The 12,032-nt window shown below is 65.9% G+C and carries 8 protein-coding genes; 1 reads left to right on the forward strand and 7 read right to left on the reverse strand.

Annotated elements, in window-relative coordinates; genetic code table 11:
- Window positions 1-181: 181 nt before the first annotated feature.
- From VGL40_08820 to VGL40_08845, 6 genes are read right to left on the reverse strand one after another with little or no spacing between them, the layout of a single operon-like run.
- Complete coding sequence (locus VGL40_08820; GenBank protein HEY3315356.1) at window positions 182-1,471, reverse strand: ABC transporter substrate-binding protein; 1,290 nt, start codon at window positions 1,469-1,471, stop codon at window positions 182-184.
- A gap of 59 nt (window positions 1,472-1,530) precedes the next feature.
- On the reverse strand, window positions 1,531-2,616 hold the full coding sequence (locus VGL40_08825; protein HEY3315357.1) for a branched-chain amino acid ABC transporter permease: 1,086 nt from the start codon (window positions 2,614-2,616) through the stop codon (window positions 1,531-1,533).
- Window positions 2,617-2,638: 22 nt separating this feature from the next.
- Window positions 2,639-3,508 (reverse strand): branched-chain amino acid ABC transporter permease, encoded by an 870-nt coding sequence (locus VGL40_08830; GenBank protein ID HEY3315358.1) that lies wholly within the window; start codon window positions 3,506-3,508, stop codon window positions 2,639-2,641.
- Between the two features lie 43 nt (window positions 3,509-3,551).
- Complete coding sequence (locus tag VGL40_08835) at window positions 3,552-4,349, reverse strand: ABC transporter ATP-binding protein (GenBank protein HEY3315359.1); 798 nt, start codon at window positions 4,347-4,349, stop codon at window positions 3,552-3,554.
- Window positions 4,349-5,122, reverse strand: a complete 774-nt coding sequence (locus VGL40_08840; GenBank protein ID HEY3315360.1) for an ABC transporter ATP-binding protein — start codon at window positions 5,120-5,122, stop codon at window positions 4,349-4,351. The genes VGL40_08835 and VGL40_08840 overlap by 1 nt, the downstream gene beginning before the upstream one ends.
- The gene (locus tag VGL40_08845) at window positions 5,122-6,831 is read right to left on the reverse strand and encodes an AMP-binding protein (GenBank protein ID HEY3315361.1); all 1,710 of its coding nucleotides are present in this window, start codon (window positions 6,829-6,831) and stop codon (window positions 5,122-5,124) included. Before VGL40_08845 ends, VGL40_08840 begins: the two co-directional genes overlap by 1 nt.
- A gap of 361 nt (window positions 6,832-7,192) precedes the next feature.
- On the opposite strand from VGL40_08845, the gene VGL40_08850 reads away from it, so the two are divergent.
- Complete coding sequence (locus VGL40_08850) at window positions 7,193-10,474, forward strand: stalk domain-containing protein (protein ID HEY3315362.1); 3,282 nt, start codon at window positions 7,193-7,195, stop codon at window positions 10,472-10,474.
- 180 nt (window positions 10,475-10,654) lie between these two features.
- Here VGL40_08850 and VGL40_08855 read toward each other — a convergent pair.
- Window positions 10,655-12,032, reverse strand: a 1,378-nt coding sequence (locus VGL40_08855; protein HEY3315363.1) for a creatininase family protein, incomplete at its 5' end; no start/stop codon positions are given.

Consider the following 12,032-nt stretch of genomic DNA (forward strand, 5'->3'; position numbering starts at 1 on the left):
GCCGGTGTCAACGGGAGCATGGCCATTTTGCCAGTTGGAGGAGGCGTTCGACGCCACCGGTGCAAGAAACGGATCTGCCTGCCAGCAAAAGCGATAAGGGCCGCCGAGTGGCGGCCCTTATCGCTTCTGTCGGGTGCGACCAAGCAATCCCTCTGCGGAGCCGGACGCTGCGGGTCCTCCGTCACTTCTTCTTCCACTCGCTGACGACCCACGGCGGCAACTGGTAGTTGACCGTGCCCGGGTAGGTTATCCCTTCCCAGCCATTGGGCCAAACGGCGACGAGCTTGCCATCCTGCCATTGGGTGCCGAGGGCCGTGACGTAACCAGGGCCCCAGGTGACGTCATGAGTCTTGTCGAAGACGACCTTGCCGGCGGCCGAAAGGTAGTTGGTCTTCTCGAGTTCGGGTACGACGGCCTCGGGATCGAGGCTCTTGGCCCGCTCGATGGCTTCCTTGTAGATGTAGATGGCGTCATAGGTACCCGCGTTGTACGTCGGGAACTGCCCCGCCCGCTTGGTGAACTCCTCGTAGAAGGGTAAGGTCTTCGGCGTGATCTGGACGGGGGCGTAGGTGTTCAACGTGTATTCGTAGTTCCCTTTGTCCCCCGTGGCCTGCATGAACCCCTTGGCCTGAGCCTCCACGTTGATGCCGACGGAGGCCGCCGGGATCTGGAGTTCGCCCCACTGCTTGGCGTACGGGACCCCGGCTGTGGCCGAGAAGTAGGTGTAGATTATCTGGGCGCCCTTCTTGCGAATCGCGGTCAGCTCGGCGGTGAGGTCCGTGGCCGTGGGCGAGGGGCGCCACACCCCGACGAATTCCATCCCGAAGGTCGGGATGAGCTTCGCCGCCGCGGCCGCCAGCGGGTCGCCGGCCACCGCCTTCTCGATGATCGCGGCGACCTTGGGCTTCTGGATCCCGAGCTCCTTCCTGAAGACCCCGCCGACGTGGTTCAGGAGGAGCATCGACGCCTTCACCAGGTAGGTAGCGTTGATCGGGGTGACCCGGAACCAGTACTTGTAGCGGTTGTAGTCCTTCCCCACCTTCTCCGCCATCTGCGGCAGTGAGGCCCCACAGACCATCATGATCGTCTTGTTGTCCATGGCGAGCTCTTGGATGGCAATGGAGGCCTCCGACCTGATGGTCCCGATGATGGCGTTCACCTTGTTCACGGTGATTGCCTTCTCCGCCGCGCTCGCGGCGTCATCCACGCTGAGCAGCTCGTTCGTGTCCACCTGGACGAGTTCAATGGTGTACTTGTCCTTGCCTACCGTGACCCCGCCGGCCTTGTTGATCTCTTCCGCGGCCATCTGAGCCCCGAGCCAGTGGTGCTGTCCCTGGATGAACTGCATGGGACCGGCCACGGCTATCTTGATGACCTTGGGAGCGGCCGCCTTGCCGCAGCCGGTGACCGAGAACGTGGTCAGCAAGACCGTTACTACAAGGATGAGTGCGGCCCATCTCTTTCTCGTCAAGCACAACCCCTCCTCTAGAAAACTTGAGGAAAACCGACCGCCCTTGCGGCAACCGGTCGTTACCCGGCTACGCGTCCCCCCTTCCCTGGCTGGAAAGGCCCGGCCCGGAAGGCCGACAGCCGCCCCAGGGGGGCCCCGCAGACCCGGCAAGTCCTCCGCGTGACCGCGTTGTGTTCCTTGCACCGCGGGCACTCGCTTTCGACGCGGTCGATGAACCAAGGCGTGAGCCCCTCCGGCATGAACCTCAACACCAGGACGATCAGCGCGGCGAAAATGAGGGTGCGCAGCTCTGGGGCGACTCGGAGGAACTCCATCAGGGGGTAGAGCACGAAGGTCCCCGCGATGGCCCCGTAGATGGAGGCGACCCCTCCGAAGATGGTCCAGATGACGGGCTGGAAGGAAGTCAGAACGCTGAGGGTCGACGGGCCGGCCACCCTCATGAAGTGGCTGTAGAGTCCCCCCGAGATGCCCGCGAAGAAGCCGCTCAGGCAGAAGGCGAGGAGCTTATACATGGGGGTGTTGATGCCCGAGGCCCTGGCCGTGATCTCGTCCTCGCGGATGGCGTGAAAGATGAGGCCCACCTTCGAGCTCGTTATCTTCCACATGACGAGCCCCAGACCAAGGACGAGGACCAGCGCTATATAGTACTCGGCCAGGCGGGTCGGGCCGAGGCGGGCCAGTCCCGAGACCCCAAGTTCCCCGCCGGTCACGCCGGAGAAGAGGTAGACGAGGCCGGTCAGGATGATCGGGAAGGCCATGGTCGCGAGGCTGAGATACTGCCCCTTCAACCGGAGGCACGGGATGCCGATGATCAGGCCCATCAGCACCGCCACAAGGGCGCCCGCCGGGATGGTGACGAGCGGCGGCAGGCCGGCGCGCAAGTTGAGGAGAGCGGAGGTGTAGGCGGCCACCCCGAAGAAGATGGCGTGCCCCAGGCTGAGCTGGCCGACGAAGCCGGAAAGGAGGTCCCAACTGGCGGCAAAGATGGCGAAGATGAAGGTGAGGCTCAGCACCCGCAGGGTGTAGGGGTGCCGGTGGAACAACGGCAAGACCAGCAGAACGAGGCAGACCACAAGCGCGAGCGTCCGCCCCGGAAGCACCAGCACCTCGCCGGTGAACCGGCGATAAAGCCTCCGCAGATTCACCCGCCATCTCTCCCCCTTCCCGCTATCTCTCTCCCTCGAAGCTCACGCCGAACAGCCCTTCGGGCCTTATGAGTAGCACCACGATCATGACCCCCAGCGAGAAAGCCCCCTTCAAGAAGGCGCCGGACGGCAGGAGGAAGGTGACGAGGGTCTCGCTCAGGGCGATGATGGCGGACGCGATGAGGCTGCCCTTGAGGCTCCCAATCCCGCCGAGGACCACGATGGCCAGCACGATGGTCAGAGGATACAGCCACATCCTGGGCTCCAGGATGTACAGGGGCGCCACCAGCGCGCCCGCGGTGGCCGCCAGGGCCGAGGCGATGGCCATGGTGATGGTGGAGATCAGCGAGACGTCCATGCCCATGACATTGGCGATCTCCCTGTCCTGGGCCGTGGCCCGAATGGCAAGCCCGAGGCGGGTCCTCATGAGCACCACCCACACCACCGTCAGGATGGCCACGAGGGCCCCGATGGTGAGCACGTATTGGCTGCTCACGCGGACCCTGAGGAGGGTCACGTAGCCGGATACCAGCGGGGGAACGCTCCTGAAGTGGCCCCCGTAAAAAATCAGCATCAGCTCCTGGAAGACCATGGCCAGAGCCACGGTGATGATGAGCACGGCGGCTTCGTGCTCCCGCATGGGGTCGATCAGCAGCCGGTAGCTCAGCACGGCGATGACGACCACCAGGGTTATCGACAGGAGCATCGCGGGCAGGAGCCCAAGGCCCAGCACGGAGGTGAAGGAGAAGATGAAGTAGCCCGCCAGCATGTAGAAGGCGGTGTGGGCCAGGTTGATGATCCGCGCCACCCCGAAGATAAGGGAAAAGCCCATCGCCAGCATGGCGTAAACGCTCGCGTTGATGAGCGCGGTGACCAGGATGTCCGTCAGCACGGGCGGTGCCCTCCTTAGGGGATCGCAGGGGTTTTGGGGCGGCTCATGGCGACTGGAGACCCAGGTACAACCGGTGCACCGCCTGGTCGGCCAAGAGGTCCTGTCTCGCTCCGGAGGCCACGATCCGGCTGTGCGACAGGACATAGCTCCGCGCGCACACCGACAGGGTGAGGGCCGTGTCCTGCTCCACCAAGAGGACGGTGATCCCCCTCCGGTTGATCTCGTTGATCTTGGCGAACAGCTCCTTCTTCACCAGGGGGGAGAGGCCGGTGGAGGGCTCATCTACGCAGAGCAACCTTGGACGGGTCATGAGCGCCCGGCCGATGGCCAGCATCTGCTGTTCCCCGCCGGAGAGGGTGCCCGAGATCTGCCGTGACCTCTGTTTCAAGACCGGGAACATCTGGTGGACCAGGTCCAGGGTCTCGCGGAGCACCCTCCTGTCCCTCTGGAGGTACGCCCCGGCCATGAGGTTGTCGGCCACCGTGAGCTCGGTGAAGGGCCGCCGCCGCTCGGGGCACAGGACGAGGCCGCGGCGGGCGATGATGTGGGGCGGGAGCGAGTCGATGCGCTCCCCGTCAAAGCGCACCTCTCCCTCGATGGTGATGTTGCCGGCGCGGGTGCCCTGCTTGGCTTGCTTCTCCCAGCGGACCAGGCCGGCGACGGTCCGGAGGAGCGTCGTCTTGCCCGCCCCGTTCGGCCCGACCAAGCCGGCCAGCTCGCCGCGATCCACCGAGAGGCTGACGTCGTTGAGGAGCATCGCCGTGTCGTAACACACGGTGAGTCCCCTGACCTCCAGCAGACTGCCCGCCGCGGACGGGCCCGCTTCAGAAGTGGCCGCCATCACGCCTCCACCTCCTCCCTTCCCAGGTAAGCCTCGATCACCTGGGGGTCATTGACGACCTCCTGGGGCCGGCCGGAGGCGATCACCCGGCCGAAGTGCATCACGATGACCCGGTCGACGATCTTCAAGAGGTCCGAGAGCTTGTGGTCGATGATGATCATCGCCACCCCCTCGCTGTGCAGCCGGCCGAACCGTCCGCCTTTGTGGAGGCGCTTGATCGACTTGGCCAGGAGCTCGCTCTCAGAGGGGTTGAGCCCCCCGAACGGCTCGTCCAGGATGAGCAGATCAGGCTCGGTGGCGATGGCCCTGGCGATCTCGAGGCGCTTCAGGTCGCCGTGGGAAAGGTGCGAGGCCGGCTCCAGGGCGAGGTCGGAGATGCCCACGAACTCCAGGGCGTCCCTCGCTTTGGTCTCGATGCGCTTCACCCACTCGCCCCGCTTCCTGGCCCTGGGGGCCAGGCACGGCACCATGACGTTGGCCATGATCGGCAACCGGCGGAAGGGGCGCGTGTTCTGGAAGGTGCCGGCGAGGCCACGGTTGACGATCGCCCAGGGGGGAAGGCCGGTTATCTCGCGCCCTCGGAACCTGATCGAGCCGCGCTCCGGCTTGAGGAGCCCCATCGCCAGCTTCACCAGGGTGCTCTTGCCGGCGCCGTTGGGGCCGATCAGTCCGACCACCTCACTCCGGTCGACCGAGAAGCTCACGCCGTCCACGGCGGTGAGGCCGCCGAACCGTTTCACGAGGCCTTCTATTTCAAAAAAGGCGGCGTCCATCAGCCGGCCTCCACCTCTTCGCGGAGTTCGCGCCGGGAGGTCTTGCCCACGTCGGTGCGGGGCAGCTCGCCCCGGAACTCGATGATCCGCGGGACCTTGTAGTGGGCGAGGGCCTCGCGGCAGTACGCCAGGATGTCCTCTTCCGACAGCTTGCCCCTGGCCTCGTTGTGCAGCACGATGACCGCCTTGACGATTTCGCCCACCCTGGGATCAGGAACACCGATGACCCCGGCCGCCTTTATCTGCGGATGCTTCATGAGGTGCTCCTCGATGTCCCGGGCGAACACGGAGTAACCCTTGTACTTGATGAGGTCCTTCTTGCGGTCGTAGAAGAAGAAGTACCCCTCGTCGTCCATGCGGACGAGGTCGCCCGTCTTGAGCCACACCTCACCATCGATGTCCACGAGCGCCCTGGCGGTCTCCTCGGGGTTCCCCCAGTAACCGCCCATCATGTTGGGACCTCTGAGGACGAGCTCGCCCACCTCGCCGGGAGGGATGAAGGCGTTCGTGTCGGGGTCGACCACCGCGGCCAGGACATTCGGGACCGGCACTCCGATGGAGCCGATCTTTCCCCGGCCCAGGGGGTTGGCGTGGGAGACCGCGGCGGTCTCCGTCATCCCGTAGCCCTCCATGATCCGACTGCCGGTGCGCTCCTGCCAACTGGTGACGGTGGCCTCGTGAAGGGTGTCGGCGCCGCAGGTGATGAGCTTCAGCCTTTTCCAGTCGGCCTGGCCCGTCCGGTGGTATTCCTTGAGGTACTCAAAGAAGGTCGGCACCCCGAAGAGCAGCGTCGCCCCCCGGCCGTCGATGGAGTCGATGATGTCGTCGACATCCGGCGTGGTGAACAGCACCAGAGTGGCGCCGAGGAAAAGGCCGTTGAGCATCGCCACGATCTGCCCATAGATGTGGTAAAAGGGGAGGAAGGCGATGATGGCCTCCTTGCCCGGTTCCATGACCGGCCAGAACGCCGTGGTCTGGCGCTGGGTGGCGAGGAGGTTGTGGTGGGTGAGCATGGCCCCCTTCGGGGGGCCCGTGGTGCCCCCCGTGTAGGGGAGCGCGGCCAGGTCGGTGAGCGGGTCGATGGCCACCTCGGGCGGGGTCGGTGGGTAGCGCTTGAGCAGGTCCTGGAATTGATGAACCCCGTCGGCCGTTGGCAGCTCGACCTTCGGAATCTCGATGTCCCTGGCCACCCGGCCAAGAAGGCTCTTCCCCAGGGCCTTCTTGAGCCAAGGCAAATACTCGGCGATCCCGGTGACGATCACGTTATCCAGCTTGAGACCTGTCCTGGCCACGTTGGAGCAAAGGATGTCCTGGCAGATTACGGACTTCGCCCCGCTGTCGGAGAGCTGGTGCTTCACCTCGGGGCTGGTGTAGACGGGGCTGATCGGCGTGAGGACGGCCCCGAGCCTCAGGGCCGCCAGGTACGAGATGACGAACTGCGGGGTGTTGAGCAGGTAGAGGGCCACCCTGTCCCCTTTCTTGACCCCCAGGTGGGAAAGGGCGTTGGCCATTCGGAGCACCTGGTCCTTGAGGTCCTGGTACCGGAGGTTGTGGCCGTAAAAATAGATCGCCACGCGCGACGCGTATTTGTCCGCTGTCTCCTCAAACAGACGCGGCAGTGGGATCGGGGGTATCTCGATCGTCTCGGGCACTCCATCCGGGTAAAACCGACACCACGGTTTGGCGAGGTAGCGTCCCTTGACTTCCATGGAAGGCCTCCCGCTATTGAAGGGTGTTTAGCTGCCCGAGAACGGTTCCTGATGTTTGGGGACAACGGCGTTACCGCCCGCCCGCGGGCCCGGAGGGCGGGCTAAGCGAGCGATTCTTCTGGCATCCGTCATTTTTATGAAAATTAAGTATAGTCTTCAGGATTCCTTCTTTTTATAGTCCAACTTGGCAAAAATGTCACAAGTGCCCCAGATTACGGCGGGCGTCCCGGAATTACGGCGGGCGTCCCGTAAGGGAGGTTATGGGTCAGGCGTCCAGAAATAAGAGAGCAAGGGCCGGAAAGAGCCGGCTGAGATCCGTGGGTTGACGGCATCAGGTCTCAAGAGGGGGCCCCTACAGAGAATGAGGATGATCGTCCGGGTCCTGGCCGCCGCGCTGGCGACGGCGCTGGCCCTGTCCCTCGCCGTTCCGCCGTTCGCCGGGCGGGCCGCGGCGGCCGCGCCGATCCGCATCGTCGTCAACGGTGTGGTGGTCGCCACCGACGTCGAGCCCCAGACCGTCGGCGGTCGGGTGCTGGTGCCGGCCCGCTTCATCGCCGAACCACTGGGGGCCAAGGTCGAGTTCGACAGCCAGAGCCAGCGGGTGATCATCACCAGCCGGCAGGCCCTGCAGGCGGGGCGGGTGCCGGAGCCGCCGGGCGGCCAGGGCCCGAGCGCCCAGCCCGCGGCGAGCGCCGCGCCCGGCATCGCCATCTTCGTCGACGGCGTCGATGTCAAGTCGGACGTGGCCCCGCAGGCCATCGGCGGCCGGGTGATGGTCCCGGCCCGCTTCGTGGCCGAGCCGCTGGGGGCGACCGTCGAGTGGAACGGGGATGAGCGGGCCGTCCTTGTCCGCGACGCGGCGCCGTTCCTTGAAAAGTTTCGGGCCCAGGTGGCCCGGACGTTCCAGCCCGACCACGTCTTCCTCTACGACCTCGATGACTGGGACGATCAAAGTCTGGTCGACCTGGTCCACGCGGACTCCACCGGCGGGACCCACCAGGGCCGGAACGGCAGCCTCGAGTACTTTGCCGAGAACAACCTGGCGCTGGTCAAGGGCCCTGTCGACAAGGCCCATGCCATGGGCCTGAAGCGTTTCATCCACTATCACCAGAACTCCCCGGACGTCGACCGCGACGAGGAGCTGGCCTACGACATCGACGGGAACGTCGGCCATGAGTCCTTCGATCCGCGGGTGACCCTGACCACCATCCACAGCCGCTACCGCCAGCAGAAGATCATCGACTGGGCCAAGCGGATGGTCGACGTCGGGGTCGACGGGGTCTGCCTCGATGGGTTCAGCTTCGCCTACGATTACGCCATGTGGGGTCAGGCCGACTTCTCCCCGGCCAGCGTGGCCGGATTCCGGGACTACCTCCTGGCTACCTACGGCGCCGACAAGCTGCGCCGGGACGGCATCCCCGACCCGACCACCTTGGACTACCGGGTCTTCATCAAGGAGAACTACTACTCCCAGTACCAGTCAGACCGGCTGCGCATCCCCTACTACCGCGACTTCGTGGAGTTCCAGTACCGGACGGAGCGCGACTTCCACCTCGAGCTCATCCGACAGCTCCGCGAATACGCCGCGACGAAGGGGAAGAAGTTCCTCGTCTCCTTGAACGCTTCGGAGTCGTATGACCGGGAGAGCACCGACCTCGGCAAGAACCTCGGCTTCTGGGATCAGCTCGACTGGTTCTCGACCGAGATCACCTACGAGATGCCACGCGAGAACAAGGAGATGTCGGTGTACAAGGTCTTCTCGGCGACCGGGCGGCCGGCCGGGTTCATCCCCAACGCCGGTTTCAACTCGGCCGAGATGCAGTCGCGACCGGACGCCGCCGAGCTGACCAAGGTCTTCACGGCCGAGGCCTACGCCACGGGCAACTTCTACTACGCCCCGAACGCCAACACTCTGATGGACAGCAAGGGCGAGTGGAAGGTCATCGGGGCCGACCTCACCCAGTTGGCCGGATACTATGACTTCATCGAGAACAACCGGACGGCCCTGACCGACCTGGTCCCGGCCGGCAACATCGGGGTCGTCTTCCCCCAGGCGACCATCAGGAACCAGCGTTTCGAGCCGGACCAGAACCTCGCGTACAGAGACTTCAACGGCATCTCCCTGGCCCTCCTGGAGAGCCACCGGCCCTATGAGGTGGTCATCGCCGGCGACGGGGTCTGGGCGGACGACAAGTTCAGCCTGGACGACCTGAGGCGCTTTGAGATGGTCGTCCTGCCGGGGATGCGGGACCTCCGGGCGAGCCAGGCCGAGGCGCTCATGGCCTACCTTCGGGGCGGCGGGAAGGTCCTGGCCTTCGGGGCGACGGCTGAGAATGACGAGAACGGGCGAAGGCTGGCCGGGGGCGCGACGGCCGGCAGCGAACTGGCTTCCCTGAGCACGCCCGGGACGCACAGAGTCGGCTTCGGATTCCTCACCTACGTGGCCGCCGACCTCGGGCAAGATTACCTGGCCGGCCGGAAGGACGGGGCTTGGGCCGCGCTGAGCGGGGCTATCAAGGAGTTCAAGGTCAGGACCATCGAGACGACCGCCGACGAGTACGTGACGTTCAACCAGTATGTGAAGGGCGGCGTGGCCGACCGGGCGACGGTCCTCCACATGGTCAACTACGACTACGACGACGCGCGGGGCGCCATCGTCCCCAAGCTCGGCGTGAAGGTGCGGGTGCCGCTGGGCGGGGCGGCCGCGGGCGGGGCGACGTCGGGCTTGGCCGTCCTGTCCGTCTCGCCGGATCGCGAAGGCATCGAAACGTTGTCGGCCACGATGGTTGACGGCTACCTCGAGTTCACCGTCCCCCGCCTCGACTACTGGAACGTCCTGCTGATCGGCGACCAAGCGCCGCTCGAGGCCAACTGGTGGCTCGAGCGGCTGGGGATGGAGCAGGCCAAGGCGGCCGACGGGGCCGACCTGGATTACGCCAAGGGCCAAGCCGCCCAGGTGGCCAAGCTGATCGCCGAAGGGCGCCACGCCGAGGCGACCGGGGCCGGCAGGGCGGCCGTCCAGGAGATGAAGGGCCGGGTCGCCCGCGGCGCGCTGGACCAAGTCGGAAAGCTCCTACCCCTCTGGGAGAAGCAGCTCCGCGACGTCAGCGCCGCCCGCCGCGCCTACACCGAGGCCGAGCGGCTGTTCCAGGATGGCCAGTACGACCAGGTCGAGAGGAAGTCCTGGGAGGCCCGGACCCTGGCGGCGATCAAGATCGACGGCTACGATGCAGACTGGACGGGCATCCCCGACGCCTGCCTGCCCGGCCCCGGCCCAGCCGGTCACGGAACCACCCCGGGGGTGAAGATGTCCCTGGCCAACGACACCGGGAACCTCTACGTCAGACTGAGCCGGCCGGGTCTCACCTACAAGACCTACATCGATATCCGGTTCACCTACGACGACGGGGTCCGACCCAACTACTCCCTGTCCGTCCATCAGGGCGACGTCGAGGTGCTTGACCTCATTCACGACAACAAGTCCATCGGCTACGGAGCCAAGGAGGTGGCCGACGTCCTGGAGGTCAAGATCCCCTTCAGCCTGATTGGCCGCCCCGGGCGCATCGCGGTCGACGTGGTCGCCTGGGAGGATAACCAGAAGTCCTTCACCGCCGAGGGGCGGTACACGGTGGTCGGGGAGTAGAAGCCGAGGGTAACGCAGGGGCCTTTCGCCGCGCCTGGAGAGAGCACGCTATGACACATAGGAAAGCCCCCGGGTCACACGGCCCGGGGGCCCTTTGTTGAACGGCGAAGGTTCCTGTTGTGGTGATGATACGTGGGGCCGCGTGGGCCCCCGGGGGGACCGCCGAGGGGCTTGCCGACCTCACTCCCTCGCCGGCTTGAACTCGACCTTGGCGAACTCCCGGGCGAAGTCGACGATGAAGCCGACCATGAAGTCCATCAGTTGGCGGCCCAGCTCTGGCGTGGCCGCCGAGGCCGGAGTGGCGTGGTCGGCATTCCAGTGGAGGCCATGTTCGAGGATGTCGCCGGTGGCGGAGACGTCGGATGTCCGCAGGCCGACCTGGACCTTGCACCCTTCGAAGGCGCAATTGAGGAGGTCCAGAGGGTGGAGCCTTGGGGTCAGGGGCCGGTTGGTGGGCGGCTCGGCCCGCTCGAGGTGGACGGCGTCGGGGTTGATGGCCATCACCGCCGAGGTCTCAATCCGGTCGGCGTGGCCGGTCAGGGCCCACTTGGGGTCGTGCTGGCCGACGACCTCCCACCAACTGATGAACGCCGCCGCCAGGCCCTGGTCCCGCAGCCAACGGCTGACCGAGGTCAGGCTGCCCTCGTTGCCGCCGTGGCCGTTGACGAAGATGAAATGGGTCACGCCATACTTGATCAGGCACTCGCAGATGTCCTTGAGGTAGGCGGAGAGCGTCTCCGGCCGGACCGACAGTGAGCCGGCGAAGTCGGTGTGGTAGGCCGCGTAGCCGATGGGGATGGTCGGGGTGACGATGGCCCCGAGTTCCAGCCCGGCCCGCCTGCCCAGGTGGTCGGCGATGACGAAGTCCGTCCCTAGGGGCAAGTGCGGCCCGTGCTGCTCGGCGCTGCCCACCGGGATGATCGCCAGGTGGACGTCCTTGAAGGCTTTATCGGCGTCGGGCCAGGCCATATCCTGCAAGAGTCCGGGGGGCGTATGCGGGCACCTCCGTGAAGCGTCTTCCGTCCCCTCCTGATCAGGAATCCAGCCCCAACCCCAAATCGGGATGGGGATCGAGGGCTTGATCCCGGCCTCGTCATTGGGGTCGACATCCGGGCGCTCGATTTGACAACGTAGCCGCCAACTGCCGCCGAGGTCGGGGACGTAGACGAATGGTTCGCCCGTCCTGACCGCCGAGCCGACTCTGACCCTGGAGTCGCCGAGACGGCGTCCGTTGAATTCGAACTCCCGCTGATTGGCCCGCCCCCAGCGGGCGAAGGCCTGATCGATGGCCGTGGCGAGGTTTTCCAGGGTCTGCTCCGGGCCGACCAGGAAGATCCGCCCGGGCGGCTTGTCCCGGGCCGGATCGCCCGCGGTCTCTACGCCACCGGTCTCCAGCTCGACCCGGACCGTGCACCAGCCCCTGGCCCGTCCCCGGCGCTTCAGGTAGAGGGTCGAATTGATGGGCCGGCCCCCATCCCACCCCCGGTCCTCGCCCGCTTCGGCCAGGAAGCTAGCGGCCCGCTGTTGGAGGTCGTCCGGGGACCGCCCGAGCGCGGCC

Source organism: Bacillota bacterium, from assembly GCA_036504675.1.
GTDB lineage: Bacteria > Bacillota > Sulfobacillia > JAJYWN01 > JAJZPE01 > DASXUT01.